The 17,572-nt window shown below is 65.6% G+C and carries 16 protein-coding genes; 10 read left to right on the forward strand and 6 right to left on the reverse strand.

What is annotated here, in order from left to right; translation table 11 throughout:
* Nucleotides 1-175: 175 nt before the first annotated feature.
* Nucleotides 176-1,012, forward strand: a complete 837-nt coding sequence (gene pyrF / locus ACLV74_RS11880) for an orotidine-5'-phosphate decarboxylase (RefSeq protein WP_411879604.1) — start codon at nucleotides 176-178, stop codon at nucleotides 1,010-1,012.
* A gap of 106 nt (nucleotides 1,013-1,118) precedes the next feature.
* On the opposite strand, the gene ACLV74_RS11885 is transcribed toward pyrF, so the two are convergent.
* The 5 genes from ACLV74_RS11885 to ACLV74_RS11905 form a co-directional block, all read right to left on the reverse strand.
* A complete protein-coding gene (locus ACLV74_RS11885; RefSeq protein WP_411879605.1) occupies nucleotides 1,119-1,937 on the reverse strand; it encodes an amidohydrolase family protein in 819 nt (272 codons plus the stop codon).
* Between the two features lie 41 nt (nucleotides 1,938-1,978).
* Nucleotides 1,979-2,986 (reverse strand): NAD(P)-dependent oxidoreductase, encoded by a 1,008-nt coding sequence (locus ACLV74_RS11890; RefSeq protein ID WP_411879606.1) that lies wholly within the window; start codon nucleotides 2,984-2,986, stop codon nucleotides 1,979-1,981.
* Nucleotides 2,987-3,020: 34 nt separating this feature from the next.
* Nucleotides 3,021-4,070, reverse strand: a complete 1,050-nt coding sequence (locus tag ACLV74_RS11895; protein WP_411879607.1) for a LacI family DNA-binding transcriptional regulator — start codon at nucleotides 4,068-4,070, stop codon at nucleotides 3,021-3,023.
* A 166-nt stretch (nucleotides 4,071-4,236) separates the two neighbouring features.
* The gene (locus ACLV74_RS11900) at nucleotides 4,237-6,150 is read right to left on the reverse strand and encodes a TRAP transporter large permease subunit (RefSeq protein ID WP_411879608.1); all 1,914 of its coding nucleotides are present in this window, start codon (nucleotides 6,148-6,150) and stop codon (nucleotides 4,237-4,239) included.
* A 14-nt stretch (nucleotides 6,151-6,164) separates the two neighbouring features.
* Nucleotides 6,165-7,193: a TRAP transporter substrate-binding protein gene (locus ACLV74_RS11905; protein WP_411879609.1), complete on the reverse strand. Its 1,029-nt coding sequence runs from the start codon at nucleotides 7,191-7,193 to the stop codon at nucleotides 6,165-6,167.
* Between the two features lie 668 nt (nucleotides 7,194-7,861).
* On the opposite strand from ACLV74_RS11905, the gene ACLV74_RS11910 reads away from it, so the two are divergent.
* The 8 genes from ACLV74_RS11910 (at nucleotide 7,862) to ACLV74_RS11945 (ending at nucleotide 15,904) form a co-directional block, all read left to right on the forward strand.
* The gene (locus ACLV74_RS11910) at nucleotides 7,862-9,466 is read left to right on the forward strand and encodes an ABC transporter substrate-binding protein (RefSeq protein ID WP_411879663.1); all 1,605 of its coding nucleotides are present in this window, start codon (nucleotides 7,862-7,864) and stop codon (nucleotides 9,464-9,466) included.
* 31 nt (nucleotides 9,467-9,497) lie between these two features.
* On the forward strand, nucleotides 9,498-10,562 hold the full coding sequence (locus ACLV74_RS11915) for an ABC transporter permease (protein ID WP_411879664.1): 1,065 nt from the start codon (nucleotides 9,498-9,500) through the stop codon (nucleotides 10,560-10,562).
* Nucleotides 10,559-11,473, forward strand: a complete 915-nt coding sequence (locus ACLV74_RS11920; protein WP_411879610.1) for an ABC transporter permease — start codon at nucleotides 10,559-10,561, stop codon at nucleotides 11,471-11,473. The genes ACLV74_RS11915 and ACLV74_RS11920 overlap by 4 nt, the downstream gene beginning before the upstream one ends.
* A complete protein-coding gene (locus ACLV74_RS11925; protein WP_411879611.1) occupies nucleotides 11,470-12,318 on the forward strand; it encodes an ABC transporter ATP-binding protein in 849 nt (282 codons plus the stop codon). The genes ACLV74_RS11920 and ACLV74_RS11925 overlap by 4 nt, the downstream gene beginning before the upstream one ends.
* Nucleotides 12,319-12,341: 23 nt before the next feature.
* A complete protein-coding gene (locus ACLV74_RS11930; protein ID WP_411879665.1) occupies nucleotides 12,342-13,106 on the forward strand; it encodes an ABC transporter ATP-binding protein in 765 nt (254 codons plus the stop codon).
* A gap of 73 nt (nucleotides 13,107-13,179) precedes the next feature.
* Complete coding sequence (locus tag ACLV74_RS11935; RefSeq protein WP_411879612.1) at nucleotides 13,180-14,151, forward strand: dipeptidase; 972 nt, start codon at nucleotides 13,180-13,182, stop codon at nucleotides 14,149-14,151.
* Nucleotides 14,152-14,178: 27 nt separating this feature from the next.
* Nucleotides 14,179-14,625 (forward strand): acyl-CoA thioesterase, encoded by a 447-nt coding sequence (locus ACLV74_RS11940; protein WP_411879613.1) that lies wholly within the window; start codon nucleotides 14,179-14,181, stop codon nucleotides 14,623-14,625.
* 298 nt (nucleotides 14,626-14,923) lie between these two features.
* A complete protein-coding gene (locus ACLV74_RS11945) occupies nucleotides 14,924-15,904 on the forward strand; it encodes an EamA family transporter (protein ID WP_411879614.1) in 981 nt (326 codons plus the stop codon).
* On the opposite strand, the gene ACLV74_RS11950 is transcribed toward ACLV74_RS11945, so the two are convergent.
* Nucleotides 15,879-16,817, reverse strand: a complete 939-nt coding sequence (locus ACLV74_RS11950; RefSeq protein WP_411879615.1) for a LysR substrate-binding domain-containing protein — start codon at nucleotides 16,815-16,817, stop codon at nucleotides 15,879-15,881. The two genes, ACLV74_RS11945 and ACLV74_RS11950, sit on opposite strands and share 26 nt — an antisense overlap.
* 100 nt (nucleotides 16,818-16,917) lie before the next feature.
* Here ACLV74_RS11950 and ACLV74_RS11955 point away from each other — a divergent pair, with 100 nt between their 5' ends.
* Nucleotides 16,918-17,562, forward strand: a complete 645-nt coding sequence (locus ACLV74_RS11955; protein WP_411879616.1) for an NAD(P)-dependent oxidoreductase — start codon at nucleotides 16,918-16,920, stop codon at nucleotides 17,560-17,562.
* The last annotated feature ends 10 nt before the right edge of the window (nucleotides 17,563-17,572 follow it).

The raw sequence follows: 17,572 nt of genomic DNA on the forward strand, positions 1-17,572 counted from the left end.
GGTTTGCGCGATTGTCCCGGTTTGGGGCAAAACCTGCTCGGGGAAGCAAGAGCCCCCACGGTCGCCCACTGCGTGTGGCTCCCTGCCCCCCGAGGGGGCCGCCCGCCTGCGGCCCGGCAAAGCCGGTTCCGCGGCTCATGCTAAGTTAAGAATTGGGCTCTATTTACAATGGGGGATGACTTTTCTTGACATGCTGGGCGCCGCAGAACGCCAGAACCACTCCATGCTCTGCGTCGGCCTGGACCCGGAGCCCACCAAATTCCCCGGCAAGCTCAAGGGCGACGCCAACAAGATCTACGATTTCTGTGCCGCGATTGTCGACGCCACCGCCGACCTGGTGATCTCTTTCAAGCCGCAGATCGCCTACTTCGCCGCCCACCGCGCTGAAGGCCAGCTCGAACGCCTGATGGAACACATGCGCCGCGTCGCACCGCAAGTGCCCATCATCCTGGACGCCAAGCGCGGCGACATCGGCTCCACCGCCGAGCAATACGCCAAGGAAGCGTTCGAGCGCTACGGCGCCGACGCGGTGACGCTCTCGCCCTTCATGGGTTTTGACTCCGTCGCGCCGTATTTGAAGTACGAAGGCAAGGGCGCGTTTTTGCTGTGCCGCACCTCCAACCCCGGAGGCGACGATTTGCAGAACCAGCGCTTTGCGTCCATCGAAGGCCAGCCGCTGCTGTATGAACATGTTGCGCGTCTGGCGCAAGGGCCGTGGAACCTCAATGGCCAGCTTGGGTTGGTGGTGGGCGCTACATACCCGGCGGAAATTGAACGCGTGCGGGCCGTTGCGCCTGTCCTGCCTTTGCTGATTCCTGGCGTTGGCGCGCAGGGTGGTGATGCGGTGGCTACCGTCAAGGCTGGTTGGCGTGATGGGGCGCCCATCATCGTGAATTCTTCTCGCGCGATTTTGTACGCGTCGGGGGGGGGGGATTTTGCTGACGCTGCTCGGCGGGAAGCTGTGAGGACTCGCGATGTCCTCGAGGCGGCTAGAAGTGAGGCTTTGAAGTAGGCCGGTCTTGCTCCGGCCTTTGCGCTCCCTTACTTGGTTCTGCTGGCCGGGCGACCCCGGCCGGCAAGCCTACGCAGAGGGCGCGCCGCCGGCGCAAGACCCGGCATCAAAAGCCATACAACCCCGCCGGGTTGTCCACCAGAATCTTCCGCCGCACAGCATCACTCGAAACCCACGAAAACAACAAATCGTAAAGCTCGACTTCGGAAGGCGCCGGATTCCGCCCCGGATGCGGCCAGTTACTCGCCCACAGACAGCGTTCCGGAAACTTCTCGGCCAGCGTGCGCGCGATCAGGCTCACGTCGTCGTAGCCGGGTGTGCCGACTTTCGAGGTCTCATACGGCGCCGACAGCTTGATCCACACATTGCCGGTGTCCAGGACACGCAGCAGCGACTGGAACGCCGGGTGGTCGGGTTTGACGGGTTCTAAAAACTTGCCGTTGTGGTCTATCACCAGCTTGCAGGGCAGGCGCTTGAGCATCTCTTCATGCACCGGGAAATCGCGGCCGTCGAGCTGCAGGTTGACCATCCAGTCCATGGCTGCCAGGCGCGCGGCCATGGGCTCCAGGGAATCCCAGCTGAGCACCGGGTTGATCATCATGTAGCGCACGCCGCAGATGCCGCCGTCATGCAGGCGCTGCAGTTCGGCGTCCGTTACCTCGGGCGCGACCAGCGCAATGCCGCGGCCCTGTTCGCCGAGTTGCGCGACGGCGTCCAGCGTGCAGCTGTTGTCAAAGCCGTAGGCCGAGGGCTGGACGATGACGGCGCGGCTCAGGCCCAGCGCTTTTTGCACTTCGCGGTAAGTCGACACCGGCAGGTGCGGCGGCACCCAGGCCACGTTCGGGACCATGGGGTATTCGTCTTCGTAGATGTGCACGTGGCAGTCACAGGCGCCGTCGTAGGTGGTGTTCTGGGTGGCTTGCATACGAACTTTCGGGGAAAAGAGATTGGTTGAAAACGGATTTCTCAGGCAGCCTGCGGGGCACGCGTGGCCTGCCGCCAGCGTGTGGCCTGCTGCGCATTCACCGCGCCCTTGGGCGCGCGCCCCTGCAGCAGCTCGGCCACCTGGGCCACGGTTTCCAGGGCCTGGTGTTCCACGGCCGGCGGCGTGAGGCCGCCTATGTGCGGCGAGGCGATGACGCGCGGGTGCGCGGCCACGCGGGGCGAGGGCATCTGGTCGGGCGCGCGGCCCACGTCGACCGCGCAGCCGGCGATGGTGCCGGCGTCCAGCGCGGCGATCAGCGCCTCGTCATCGACCAGATTGCCGCGCGAGGCGTTGATGAAGTACGCATCAGGCTTCATGGCCGCGAAGGCAGCCGCGTTCATCATGTTCTCGGTGGCTTCGGTCGCGGCGGCCAGGCAGACCACGTAGTCGGAGCGCTGCAGCAGGGGAAGCAGTTCGACCTGCTCAAGTTCCTTGCGGCCTGTGGGCGTGTAGGGGTCGTGCACGACGATGCGCATGCCCAATGCGAGCGCCACGTCGCACAGGTAGCGGCTGATCTGCCCGAAGCCGATCACACCCAATGTGGCACCACGCAGCTCGCGGCCCATGGTGGGCGTCACGGGCCGGCCCGCATGGTAATCGGCCGTGGTCGCGCTGATGTGCCGGCTCAAATCAATCATCACGCCGATGATCCATTCGCTGACCGAGGGGATGAAGCCCGCGCTGGCCTGCGTGACCAGCACGCCGTTGCGGCTGGCGGCCGGCACGTCGATGTTGCGGATGTCGATGGCGCAGCGCACAAAGGCCAGCAGGCGCGGCAGCGCCGCGAACAACGCCTCGTCGCCCACCGTCTGGCGATAGGAAATGATGACCTCGCAGTCGCCGGCCAGCGCGGCCAGTTCACTGGAGGAGAGGTCGGTGTCGCCCGGATTGAAGCGCACGTCGGCGACGGCCTGCAGCGCGGCGATCGCGCGGTCGCCGAAGTAGTGCGCGAGTTTGCTCTGGGGATGGCTGACGAAAACCGTTGTCATTCAAAAAGCCTTGTGTTGTATCTGCATCAAAAAATCAGCGTTTGCCCGCGTGGTATTCGGCGACGGAATCGCGCGCCACCAGCGTCGGCTGGAAGATGAATTCTTCTGTGGCGATGGACGGGTCGGCCAGCCGGCTCATCACACGCTCCACCATGACCTGCGCCATCTCGGGCACCGGCAGGCGCACGCTGGTCATGGCCGGGTGCATCAGGGTGGAGAGGAACACGTTGTCGATGCCGATCACCGACACATCTTCGGGAACGGCCAGGCCCGCGTCGCGAAAACCCGCCATCAGGCCGAAAGCCATCAGGTCGTTGACGCCTATCACGCCGGTGGGGCGCTCGGGCAGCCCGGCCAGCAGGCCGGCCTGGGCGCGGCCCACTTCGCTCATCATCGAGTCGCCGTATTCGTCGACCGGCGTGCCTTCGACCACGCTGGCGCTGCCTTGCAGCCCCGCGCTTTTCGCGGCCGCGAGGAAGCCGGCGATTTTCTCGTTCCGGCTCATGGTGCGGCCGGCCGGTGTGACGAAGGCCAGGCGCCGGTGGCCCATGTCGATGAGGTGCTGCGTGGCGATGCGCGCCGACTCGAAGCTGTCCACCGTGACGTGGTCGATGATGGAACGCATGTTGGGCGTGGCGCGCCTGTCGTAGCTCACCATCACGAGGCCGCGTTCGGCCGCGGCCTCGACGTGCTGCTCGTCGATCAGTGAGGAGATGATGATCACGCCGCGCACGCCGTGCGCCAGCAGGTCGTCGAAGAAGCGCGTCTCCTTGTCCTTGTCGCGGTAGGTGTTGCCAATCATGATGCGAAAGCCGTAGCGCTCCTGCGCCAGGGTTTCGATTTCGCGCGCGATGAAGCCGTACATCGGGTTGGCCATGGACGGCACCAGCAGGCCTATCAGCGGCGTGTGGCCGGTCTTCAGGTGCCGCGCCGTGGTGTTGGGCCGGTATTTCAGCTGCGCGATTGCCGCCTCCACGCGCGCCAGCGTCTCGGCGGCCATGCGGTTGGCGCGGCCGTTGAGCACGTTGGACACGGTGCTGGTGGACACCCCCGCCAGGCTGGCGACATCCCGGATCTTGCTCACGTCTTTTGTCCTGTCTTTCTGTATGCGTCTGCCGGCTGCGGAGCGCGAAAATGTGAAGAAATCGCAGCGGGCAAGCCCGAGGCCGGCAGGCGGAACGGAGCCGTACAAGCGTACGGTGAGGACCGCAGTGCCTGGATCGGGGTGCGCAGCAGATTTATTCGCATTTTCACAGGCCCATGCGGGTCGGCAGCCAGAGCGAGAACTGCGGCACCAGCACCAGCAGGATCAGCGTGACGAACAGCACCGCCAGGTATTTCATCATGGGCCGCCAGACGTCCTTGAGCTCGGTGCCCGTGATGGCGCAGGTGGCGAACAGCCCCAATCCTATCGGCGGCGCGAAGAGGCCCAGGCCCATCGCAATCACCATGACCGTCCCGAAATGCAAGGGATTGACGCCCAGCTGCGAGGCAATCGGGGTCAACAGCGGGCCGAAGATGATCAGCGCGGGCGCCCCTTCCAGCACCGCGCCGAAGACGATCATGATCAGCACCGACAGCAGCACGAACATGGTGCTTCCGTAGGAATGCGCAAAGCCGATCATGAAGGTCGACAGGTATTGCGGGATCTGCTGGATGGTCAGCGCGAAGGACAGGCTGGACGCCGCCGCCACGATGAACAGGATGCCGCCGGCCATGGAGGCCGAACGCACGAAGAGCTGCGCCACCGACCTGACGGTGAGTTCGCGAAACGCCATCCAGCCCACCACCAGCGCGTAGACCACGGCGAAGGCCGAGACCTCGGTGGAGGTCGCGACGCCCGAGGTCACGCCCTTGCCTATCATGGCCACCATCACCAGCGCCACCGTTGCGCCGCCCAGCAGGCGGAACATCGGCGTGCGCACGTCGAAGGCTTCGTCGGGGTTGATGCGCGTGCCCACGTAAACCGTCACGGCCGCCAGCGACAGCGCCAGCACCGCGGCCGGCACCAGCCCGGCCATGAAGAGGCCGGCGATCGAGATGTTGGCGACAAAACCCATGATGATCATGTTGATGCAGGGCGGAATCGTCTCGGCCATCACGGCCGTGCAGGCCAGCAGGCCGGCGGTTTCATTCGGGTCCTGTTTGGTCTTGCGCACGGCCGGCATGATGATGCCGCCCACCGCCGCGATATCGGCCAGCTTGGAGCCCGACACGCCCGAGAAGAAGGCGGTTGCCGTGATGGTGATCAGCCCCAGCCCGCCGCGCACCCGGCCGAACATGCGCAGCAGCAGCTCAATGAGGCGCGACGACATGCCGTTGGCCTCCATCAGCAGGCCGGCCAGCACGAAGAAAGGGATCGCCAGCAGCACGTAGTGGTCGGTGCCGGCCATCACCTGCTGCGAATACACCAGCATGGGCAGGGAAGGGTCGGCCATGAAGAACACCAGCGAGGACAGGCCCAGCACAAACGCAATCGGCACGCCCAGCACCAGCCCGCCGATAAAGCCGGCGGTCAGCAGCATCCAGGGCTGGATGGCATGGCCCGGCACCAGCATGTTCCAGCCGACCACCGCCGCCACGATGGCGATGCCGACGCCCAGCGTGGACCAGACCACGCGCGAAGGGCCGTTGACCGCGTTGGCCAGGCCGAACAGGGTCATGAACAGGCTGCCGATGACCACCGGGAAGGTGTAGATCCACTGCGGCAGGCCGATAGGCGTGGTGCTGGACCAGGAATCCACCAGCAGGCCCACGGACGAAACAAAAAGGCTGGCCGACACGGCCACGATGATCCAGCTGGCGAACTGGATCAGCGCCGGTTGCCAGCGCGCCGGCAGCAGGCCGCGGAAGATGTCCACGCCCACGTGCTGGCTGCGCGCCAGCACCGTGGCCGCGCCGAAGAACACCAGCACGATCATCAGCGCGCGGGCCACTTCCTCGGCCCAGTCGAAGGGTTCATGCAGGAAGTAGCGGAATATCACCGAAACAAACACCACCAGCACGTCGACGGCCAGCACCACGCCCGCCACGTATTCGGTCACGCGCATCAGCCAGGCCAGCCAGCGGCCCGGCGAATGGCCGACGCTGAAGCCGGGGGCGGACGCGCGCGCCGGGTTGTGCGAAACGGCCTCGGGGGCCGCCGCGGGCAAGGCTGCCGACATGCTGGCTTCCATGTTCAGCCTCGCGCCGCGTTGATCGCCGTGAACAGCGGCGCGGTTTCAGGGTATTGCTTGGCGAAGCCGGCCCAGAGCTTGGTTTCCATTTCCTTGCGGACCTGGTCGCGCTCGTTCTTGGCCATGGGGCTGAAGGTGATGCCGAGTTTCTTCAGGTCCTCGATGCCCTGCAGGCCTTTTTCCGTGCCGGTCTTGCGCAGCTGGATGGTTGAATCGGCGGCGGCCTTCATGAAGGCGGGGCGCAGCTCGGCCGGGATCCTCTCGACGCCGCGCTTGCCCATGATGCAGACCATGGGGCTGAACAAATGCTCGGTCATCCAGCAGTATTTGACGACCTCGTTGAGCTTGCTGGCCAGCACCGTGCCCGAATCGTGTTCAAAGCCGTCGACCACGCCGGTCTGTGCGGCCATGTAGAGCTCGCCAAAGGAAATCGGCGTGGGGATGGCGCCCATGATCTTGAAGGTCTCGATAAAGGCCGGCGTGGGCAGCACGCGCAGCTTGACGTTCTTGATGTCGGCCAGCGACTTGACCGGCTGCTTGGTGTAGACGTTGCGGGCGCCGTAGTGAGCGCTCCAGGTGATGACCTGGCAGCCCGTGCCTTTTTGCAGCATCTCGTTGAGCCTGGCGCCCACGCCGCTGTCCAGCGCCTTGGCCACGTGCTCGTAGCTGTCGAAGAGGTAGCCCAGGTCCAGCATGCCGAGCTGCGGCGTCACCGTGGCCCAGATGGACGAGCCGGTCAGCATCATGTCGATGGAGCCGACCTTGACCTGCTGCACCACGTCGCTTTCCTTGCCGAGCTGGTTGTTGGGGAAGTAGTCGATGCGGATCTTGTCGCCCACGGCCTTTTTGAGGTTGGCCTCCATGAGCTGCTGCCAGGCGAAGTGCGAGGAGTTGAGGTCGGGCAAATGCGCGGACGACAGGCGCAGCGCGACGGTGGACTGGGCCTTGGCCAGGCCGGAAAAACCCGTCGCCATGGCGACGGAAGCGGCGGACGTGGACTGGACGAAGCGGCGGCGTGAAAGGGAAGTCATTTTTTGTCTCCTGAGGTGTTTTGCGGTGCGCTGGGGAATCTCGGCGTTCTTTGTAGAACGATTTACTGTATCGTTACACCAAATTCCACGTCAAGCCGGGTGAGGGCGGTTTTTGATAGGTGTTTTCCTCCGTAAACGCATGTTTTGAAGCGGTTTCGACGCAAGCGAGGCACCACAAAGCGGCTGGAAACCGGAAGGCTGCTTCAGGGAGTCGGCAATCGCGGAAAACCCGGGTCTTGACGCGGTGGGAGGGCGGCGCAGAATGCACCAAGCTAGAACCTGTTCACGGTCTAAACGGAGCCGGGTTGGGGTGCAATCGGGATGAGTGGGCCGACCAGGAACGCCGCATGGGCTAATGCCCATGCAAGGGCCTGGGTGGCTCAATCGCCCGATTTCACCCCAACCCGGAGGGCAAGCGCCTTCTCGGGCGGTCTGCGGCGTTGCGGCGCTAGCCCATAGCTGCACTATGGGCGTCGCACCGCGCCTTGCATCCCATCCCGAGAAGGGGCTTGCGCGGCCCCGTTTAGGCCGTGAACAGGTTCTCAACTTGTATGTACAAGTTGGGCACGATTCGTGCTGGCCTTTGATGACCCGGGTGCAATCGCCACAAGCGGTTCAATGCACTGTTTTGAAAAACCGTCCAACCGAAGGAAATCATCTTGAACCACATGCTTCCCCTCCTGAGCCGCCGTGTCCTTTGCGCCACCGCTGCGGCCGCCATGCTGGCCTGCAGCGCCGGCGCCGTGCTGGCCGCCACGCCCAAAGACACGCTGGTGCTGGCCTTCGGCTTTGACGACATCATCACCATGGACCCGGCCGAGGCCTTCGAGTTGTCGGCCGGCGAAATCATGGGCAACACCTACGACCGCCTGCTGCGCCTGGACGTGAACGACCCGTCCAAGCTGGTGGGCGACGTGGCTAAATCCTGGAACGTCTCGGCCGACGGCAAGACCTACACCTTCGAACTCAAGCCCGGCGTCAAGTTCGCCTCGGGCAACCCGCTGACGGCCGAGGAGGTGGCGTATTCGCTGCAGCGCGCCGTGATGCTGGACAAATCCCCGGCCTTCATCCTCACGCAGTTCGGCTTTTCCAAGGACAACGTCAAGGACAAGATCAAGGCCACCAGCCCGACCACGCTGACCCTGGAAACCGACAAGGCCTACGCGCCGACCTTCGTCTTCAACTGCCTGACGGCCAACGTGGCCGCCATCGTCGACATGAAGCTGGTGCAGTCCAAGGAAGTCAACGGCGACTGGGGCTACGCCTGGCTCAAGACCAATTACGCCGGCTCCGGCCCGCTCAAGCTGCGCGAGTGGCGCGCCAATGAGATCGTGGCACTGGAGCGCAACGACAACTACTACGGCACAAAATCCAGACTGGCGCGCGTGATCTACCGCCACGTGAAGGAATCAGCCACGCAGCGCCTGCTGCTGGAAAAAGGCGACATCGACATCGCCCGCAACCTGAGCCCGCAGGACATCGCGGCGTTGTCCACCAACAAGGACGTGAAGCTCACCTCCACGCCCAAGGGCACGGTCTACTACATCAGCCTGAACCAGAAGAACCCCAACCTGGCCAAGCCCGAAGTGCGCGAGGCCATGAAATACCTGGTCGACTACGGCGCCATCGGCGATACGCTGATCAAGAACATCGGCGTGATCAACCAGAACTTCCTGCCGCAAGGCCTGCTGGGCGCCAGCACCGTCAAGCCCTACAAGCTCGACGTCGCCAAGGCCAAGCAGTTGCTGGCCAAGGCCGGCTTGCCCAACGGTTTCAAGGTGACCATAGACATGCGCACCATCCAGCCGGTGCAGGGCATCACCGAGGCTTTCCAGCAGACGGCCAAGCAGGCCGGCATCGACATCGAGATCATTCCCGGCGACGGCAAGCAGACGCTGACCAAGTACCGCGCCCGCACCCACGACATGTACATCGGCCAGTGGGGCGCCGACTACTGGGACCCGCATTCGAACGCAGACACCTTCACGCGCAACCCCGACAACGCCGACGACGCCAAGGCCAAGCCGCTGGCCTGGCGCAATGCCTGGGCCATTCCCGAGCTGACCAAGCAGTCGGACGCCGCCGTGCTCGAGCGCGACGCCGGCAAGCGCAAGAAGATGTACGAGGACCTGCAGGCCGAGTTCCGCAAGACCAGCCCCTTCATCATGCTGTACCAGCAGACCGAGGTGGCGGCCTTCCGCAACAACGTCGACGGCCTGAAGCTGGGCCCGACCTTCGACAGCAACTACATGTTCAACGCGTCCAAGCGCTGAGTTGGCAGTCCCCGACCCCACCGCCGCCGGCATGGCGCCGCTCACCGCGGTGAGCGCGCGCACGGCCGGGCAGCGCTTTGCGCCGCACGCCAAAAGCTTTGGCAATTTCCTGGTGGTGATCCTGCTCACCTACCTGGGCCTGCTCGCGGTCACGTTTTTCATAGGCCGGGTGATTCCCATAGACCCTGTGCTGGCCATCGTGGGCGACCGCGCGCCGGCCCATGTGATTGAACGCGCGCGGCAGGAGCTCGGCCTGGACAAGCCGCTGTATGAACAGTTCTACATCTACCTCGGCAAGGTACTCAAGGGCGACTTCGGCACCTCGGTGCTGACCGCCAACCCGGTGATGACCGACATCAAGCGCGCCTTCCCGGCCACGCTGGAGCTCGCCAGCCTGGGCATCCTGATAGGCGCGGGCCTGGGTGTGCCGCTGGGCGTGTGGGCGGCAGTGCGGCGCGGCAAGCTGGTGGACCAGGTGGTGCGCGTGATCGGCCTCGTGGGTTATTCGGTGCCCATCTTCTGGCTGGGGCTGATGGCGCTGGTGGTGTTTTACGCGCGCCTGGGCTGGGTTTCCGGGCCGGGGCGCATGGACGTCACCTATGAGTACACGCTTACGCCGGTGACCGGTTTGCTGCTGCTGGACACCGCCATGGCCGGCGAGTGGGAGGCTTTCCGGAACGTGTTTTCGCACCTGATCCTGCCGGCCTCGCTGCTCGGTTATTTCGCGCTGGCCTATATCAGCCGCATGACGCGCTCCTTCATGCTCAATGAGCTCGCGCAGGAGTACGTGATCGCCGCGCGCGCCAAGGGCTTGTCCGAGTCGCGCATCATCTGGCGCCATGCATTGCGCAATGCCATGGTGCCGCTGGTGACGGTGATCGCGCTGTCGTATGCCGGCCTGCTTGAAGGCTCGGTGCTGACCGAAACCGTGTTCGCCTGGCCGGGCCTGGGCCTGTACATCACCAACTCGCTGCAGAACGCCGACATGAACGCGGTGCTGGGCGGCACCATCATCGTGGGGTCGATTTTTGTGGGCTTGAATTTACTGTCCGACGTTCTCTACAAATTGCTCGACCCCAGGACACGCATCCGATGACTTCCAAAGCCGCTTTTCTTCGCGACTGGCTGGCATCGGACAGGCCGACCTCGCGCCGCCAGGCCTTTATGGGCCGGGTCTACCACGGCTGCCGCGATTTTTCGCGCAACCGGCTGGCCATGCTGGGGCTTTTCATCGTGCTGGGCCTCATCCTCGTGGCCATCTTTGCCGACGTCCTCGCGCCGTACTCCGCTTACACCGGCGACCTGCGCACCACACGCCTGCTGCCGCCCTCATGGCTGCACTGGTTCGGCACCGACGACCAGGGGCGCGACATCCTCTCGCGCATCATCATCGGCTCGCGCATCACGCTGATGGTGGTGATCCTGGTGGCGGTGCTGGCCGCGCCGCTGGGCCTGATCGTCGGCACCGTGGCGGGTTATGCCGGCGGCTGGGTCGATGCGGTGCTGATGCGCATCACCGACATTTTTCTGGCGTTTCCGCGCCTCATCCTGGCGCTGGCTTTTGTCGCGGCGCTGGGCCCCGGCATCCAGAACGCCGTGATCGCGATCGCCATCACCTCCTGGCCGCCGTATGCGCGCATGGCGCGCGCCGAGACGCTGACGATTCGCCAGACCGACTACATCGCCGCCGTGCAATTGCTGGGCGCCTCGCCCTGGCGCATCGTGCTGGGCCACATCATGCCGCTGTGCGTGTCTTCGGTGATCGTGCGCGTGACGCTGGACATGGCCGGCATCATCCTGACGGCCGCCGGCCTGGGCTTCCTCGGCCTGGGCGCGCAGCCGCCCATGCCCGAGTGGGGCGCGATGATCGCCAACGGCCGCCTCTATGTGCTGGACCAGTGGTGGGTGGCCGCCGCGCCGGGCGCCGCGATTTTTGTCGTGAGCCTGGCCTTCAACCTGCTGGGTGACGGCCTGCGCGATGCGCTGGATCCGAAGGCAGCCAAATGACGGACGCCAACATTCCCCTGCTGGTGGTTGACGACCTTCGCGTCAGCTTTCCGCGCCGCGACGGCGGCATGACCGAAGCGGTGCGCGGCGTGTCCTTCACGCTGGGGCGCGAGCGCCTGGGCATCGTCGGCGAGTCGGGATCGGGCAAATCACAAACCGGCCGCGCCATCATGGGGCTGACCGCACCGGAAGGCCGCATCAGCGCCAAACGCCTGGAATTTTCCGGCGTCGACCTGCTCAACTGCCCGCCCGCCAAACGCCGCGCGCTGCGCGGCGGCCGCATCGCCATGGTGCTGCAGGACCCGAAGTTTTCGCTGAACCCGGTCATGACCATAGGCGCGCAGATTGTGGAGACGCTGCAGGCGCACACCCGTGTCTCGTCGGCTGAAGCCAAAAAGCGCGCGCTCGCCGCGCTCGAATCCGTGCGGATCGACGACCCGGCGCGCGTCTACAAACTCTATCCGCATGAAGTCTCGGGCGGCATGGGCCAGCGCGCGATGATCGCGATGATGCTGATCGCCGACCCGGACCTGCTGATCGCCGACGAGCCGACATCTGCGCTGGACGTGACCGTGCAACTGCAGGTGCTGTCCATCCTGGACACCCTGGTGGCCGAGCGCGGCATGGGCCTGATTCTCGTCTCGCACGACCTGCGGCTGGTCTCCACCTTCTGCGACCGCATCCTCGTGATGTACGCGGGCCGCGTGGTGGAAGAGCTTGCCGCCGGCGGCCTCGCGAATGCGCAGCATCCCTACACACGCGGGCTGATGGCCTGCCTGCCGCAACTGGGCGCATCCACCCATCCGCTGGCCACGCTGGACCGGCAACCGGAGTGGGCGCTGTGAACGCGCCGGTTTCTCCCGCATCGCTGGGCCTGGAAGTCAGCGGCCTGCGCGTGGTCTACGACGGTTTTGTCGCGGTCGCCGATACCTCGTTCACCGTGGCCCCCGGCGAAAGCTTCGGCATCGTCGGCGAATCGGGATCCGGCAAGTCCACGGTGCTGCGCGCCATCTGTGGGCTCGCGCCGCGCACGGCCGGCACCGTCAAATTGCTGGGCCAGGACAGCGCGCCCGGCAGCAAGGCCTTCAGGCGCCAGGTGCAGATGGTGTTCCAGGACCCCTATGGCTCGCTGCACCCGCGCCACACGGTGGACCGCATCCTGGCCGAGCCGCTGGCCATTCACGGCATCGCCGACGCGGAAGCGCGCATTGAGCGCGCGCTCGAAGAAGTCGGCCTCGGCACGGGTTTTCGCTTTCGTTATCCGCACCAGCTTTCGGGCGGGCAGCGCCAGCGCATCGCGATTGCGCGGGCCCTGATCCTGGAGCCGCAAATCCTGCTGCTGGACGAACCCACCTCGGCGCTGGACGCCTCGGTGCAGGCCGAAGTGCTCAACCTGCTTGAAGAACTGCGCCGCCGGCGCGGGCTCACGTTTGTGATGGTGAGCCACGACCTGGCCGTCGTCACCCACCTGTGCGAGCGCCTCATGGTGATGCAGCGCGGCCAGACGGTGGAGATGCTGGCCTCGGCCGACCTCGCGGGGCGCAAGGCCAGCAATCCCTATACGCTGAGCCTGATGGAAGCCTCCACAGGCTTCAAGCGCCGTGCCGCAACCGAGGCACCTGCCACCGCGTAAATCGTTACCACGCACGCTGGCGCGCCGACAGTCCGCGTGATTTAATTTCCCTCCAACCTAACGAGCCCTCACCATGATCAATTGGGAAGCCCACGCCTGCCTGCCGCTTCACCCGGCAGCCGATTTTTCACCCATGGACGCGTTGCGCGCCGCGGGCGTCAACTATGTCTCCATCAACGTCGGCATGGACATGAACCCGGTGGCGCAAATCATGGCGGTGATCGCCGCCTTCCGCGCGAAGATCGCGGCCAGCCCCGAGCGCTACAGGCTGGTGTCCAGCGTGGAAGAAATCCGTGAAGCCGCGGCCGCGGGCCAACTCGCCATCGGCTTTGACCTCGAAGGTGCGATACCGCTGCAGGAGCAGACCGAGATGGTGGCGTTGTACCGCGAGCTCGGCGTGCGGCAGATCCACTTCGCCTACAACCGCAACAACAGCGTGGCCGACGGCTGCCACGACGAGGCGCGCGGCCTCACGCCGCTGGGCGTGCGCATGGTGCAGGCCGTCAACAAGGCCGGCCTGCTGATGGACTGCTCGCACACCGGGCGGCGCTGCAGCCTGGACATCATGGCCGCCTCATCGAAGCCGGTGATCTTCAGCCACGCCAACCCGCTGGCGCTGGTCGAGCATGGCCGCAACATCACTGACGAGCAGATACGCGCCTGCGCCGCGACCGGCGGCGTGGTCTGCGTCTCGGGCGTCTCGGCTTTCCTGGGCACGCGCACGCCCACAGCCGACGACATGGCGCGGCACGTGGCTTACGTCGCCGGCCTGGTCGGCGCGCAGCATGCGGGCATAGGCCTGGACATCAGCTTTCGCCAGGACGAACTCAACGACAACCCGCCCGGCGACTACGACCCCACTTACTGGTGGCCGAAGTCGGCCGGCTACAACCGCGCGGTGCAGCGCATGACCTACACACCGGTCGAAACCTGGCAGCTGCTGCTCGGCGCGCTGCGCGAGGTGGGCCTGAGCGCCAGCGAGATCGAAGGCGTGATGGGTGACAATATGATGCGTGTCGCCGCCATCGCCTGGCAGCACGCCTGAAACCTCACAACATCACCGGCTGCACCCATGTCATCCATCACCCTGCGATTCCTGGCCGAACCCAGCACCGTCAACTTCGGCGGCAAAGTGCACGGCGGCACCGTCATGAAATGGATTGACGAAGCCGGTTATGCCTGCGCGACCAGCTGGGCCAAACGCTATTGCGTCACCGTCTCGGTGGGCAGCATCCGCTTCCAGCGCCCCATCATGATCGGCGACCTCGTCGAAGTCGAGGCGCGCCTGGCCTACACCGGCACGACCAGCATGAACATCGCGGTGGAAGTGCGCGCCGGCGACATGAAAATGGGCGAGATGCAGGTCATCACCGAATGCCTGGTGGTCTTTGTCGCTGTGGACCTGGACGGCAAGGCGCTGCCCGCCCAGGAATGGCGGCCGGAGACCCCCGGCGACTTCGCGCTGGCCCAGCGCGTCAAGGCGCATCTGGACGCCGCGCGCAACATGCAGCTGGGTTGAACCGCAGCGCTTTCGGCACTTCCATGCAAAGCAATACCATAGAACCTGTTCACGGTCTAAACGGGGCCGCGTTGGGATGCAATCGGGATGAGTGGGCCGACCGGGCACGCCGCATGGGCTCATGCCCATGCAAGGGCCTGGGTGGCTCAATCGCCCGACCGCCCAGCCGGTCGGCTGGGCGTCGTGCAGCTGCCCCAACGGGGATGCAAACGCGACCGCGTTTGCGTCACCCCAACCCGGAGGGCAAGCGCCTTCTCGGGCGGTCTGCGGCGTTGCGGCGCTAGCCCATAGCTGTACTATGGGCAGCGCACCGCGCCTAGCATCCCATCCCGAGAAGGGGCTTGCGCGGCCCCGTTTAGGCCGTGAACAGGTTCTTACAGGCCGCGACCTGGCGGCCGCCCTCACGGTGGTCGTGCTGTGGGGCGTGAATTTTGTGGTGATGAAATTCGCGCTGCGCGACTTCACGCCATTCCAGTTGGGAACCGCCCGCTATGTGTTCGCCGTGCTGCCGCTGGTGCTGCTGGTGCGCCCGCCCAAGGTGGCCTGGAAATGGATAGCCGCCTACGGCCTGCTGCAGGGCGTGGGCCAGTTCGGCATTTTGTTCCTCGCGCTCAAGGTCGGCATGACGGCGGCGCTGGCTTCGGTGCTGCAGCAGACCCAGGTGTTCTGGACGGCGCTGTTTGGTTTTGTGCTGTTGCACGAACGCGCCAGCCGCCCGCTGCAGGCCGGGCTGGTCCTCGCGGCGCTGGGCCTGGCCTGCTTCGCGCTCAACTATGTGGGCGCGGACGGCGGCGGCGCCACCACGCCGCTGGGCTTTGTGCTGACGCTGTGCGCGGCGTCCATGTGGGCCATGTCCAACATCGTGGCGCGGCGTGTGCAGCAAACGTACAAGGACTATTCGCCGCTGGCTTTTGTGGTGTGGAGCAGCCTGGTCGCGGTGCTGCCTTTCGCCGCGCTGTCCTGGGCCTTCGACCCCGAAGCCCTGCGCTGGCACTGGCTGGAGGCGCGCGCATCGAGCTGGGCCGCCGTGGCCTATCTGGGCTGGGCCGCCACCATCCTGGGTTACGGCTTGTGGACCAACCTGCTCAAGCGCCACCCCGCGAACCGCGTCGCGCCCTTCAGCCTGGGCGTGCCGGTCGTGGGCCTGGCCACCGGCATGCTGGTGCTGGGCGAGGTCGTCACGCCCTGGCAATGGGCCGGCACCGCGCTGGTCGTGGCCGCGCTGGGTTGCGTGATGCTGGGCGGGCTGATTTTCAAGCCGCGCCCGCAGCGGGCTTGAGGCCGGCCTCCTGCCCGCCGAACCAGGCCGCCAGCAAGTCCAGCGTGTAACGCACCTTGGCGGGCTGTTCGCCGCGCCGCGGCGTGACGGCGTACACCGGCAAATCCGCCATGCGCCAGCCGGGCAGTACCGGCAGCAGCCGCCCTTCGGCCAGCGCCTTGCGGTCGTCCTCGCTCACACCCATGCTGATGCCCCAGCCTGCCACGGCCAGTGCGTGCAGCGCCGTGACCTGCGAGGCCTGCACCCGGCCCTCCAGCCGCAAGGTCTCGCGCTCGCCCGCCGGGCCCAGCAACTCCAGCATGTCCGCGCTGGTGTTGCTGTTGGGTTTGCTGGCCAGCCAGTCGTGCCGCAGCAAGTCCTGCGGCGCGGCGGGCCAGCCGCGCTCCGCCAGGTAGGCCGGTGAAGCGCACAGCTGGCGCGGCATGCTGCCCAGCTTGCGCGCCACCAGGCTCGAATCGGCCAGCTCGCCCACACGCAATGCAATGTCCACGCGCGCTTCGATCAGGTCTATCAGCGTGTCGTCCAGCAGCAGGCGCAGCGTGAGTTTGGGATAAGCGCGCAGCGGCGCCAGCGCCGAGGCCAGCAGGCTGCCGAAACCTACGGGCGCGGCCAGCCGCAGTTCGCCCTCAGGCTCGTCGCGCAGGCGCACCAGGGCTTGTTCCGCCGCGCGTGCCGCCGTCACCATGGCGGCGCACCCGGCGTGGTAGCGCTCACCGGCCTCGGTCAGCGTGAGCCGCCGCGTCGAGCGGTGCAGCAAGGCCAGGCCCAGCGCCTGCTCCAGTTGGCGCAGGTGCTGGCTTACGGCTGAAGGCGTCATACCCAGGCGGCGCGCCGCCGCCGTCAGCGAGCCGGCAGCCACCACCTCGGCAAAGACAGCCATGCGTTTGAGTTGGTCCAGGGATTTGTCGCTCATTGATTAGTTTTACTTCACAGTGTTAGCGGATTCTGCCGACTATTCAGCAGCTTGTGAAGTAATCAAACTCAAGACTTCATTCATCTCAAGGGAAAGTTTCATGAACATCGCACTCATAGGCGCCACCGGTTTTGTAGGCGCACCCATTCTTTCGGAACTCCTGAGCCGCGGCCACAAGGTCACCGTGCTGGCCCGCGACCCGGGCAAAATCACGCCGCAAGCCGGTCTCAAGGTGGTGGCCGCCGACGCGCTCGATGCCGGCCAGGTCGCCAAGGCTGTGGCCGGCCATGACGCGCTCATCAGCGCCTACAACCCCGGCTGGAGCGAGCCGAAAATTTACGAACTGCACCTGCGGGCCAGCCAGGCCATCGTGATCGGTGTGAAGCAGGCCGGCGTCAAGCGTCTGCTGGTGGTGGGCGGCGCGGGCAGCCTGTATGCGGCGCCCGGCCTGCAGCTGGTGGACACGCCGCAGTTCCCCGCCGAATACAAGCAGGGCGCGCTGGCGGCGCGCGAAGCGCTGAACCAGCTCAAGCTCGAAACCTCATTGGACTGGAGTTTTGTCTCGCCGCCCATCGGCCTGGCGCCCGGCGAACGCAGCGGCAAATATCGCCTTGGCGCGGATGATTTGCTGCCTGGCCAGGGCGACAAGCCGGCTGGGATTTCGGTGGCCGATCTGGCCGTGGCGATTGTGGATGAGGTGGAGACACCTCGGCATGTACGGCGCCGGTTTACTGTGGCCAATTGAGCGGATTGGC

It is taken from the genome of Polaromonas sp. YR568, assembly GCF_943369415.1.
Classification (GTDB): Bacteria; Pseudomonadota; Gammaproteobacteria; order Burkholderiales; family Burkholderiaceae_C; genus Polaromonas.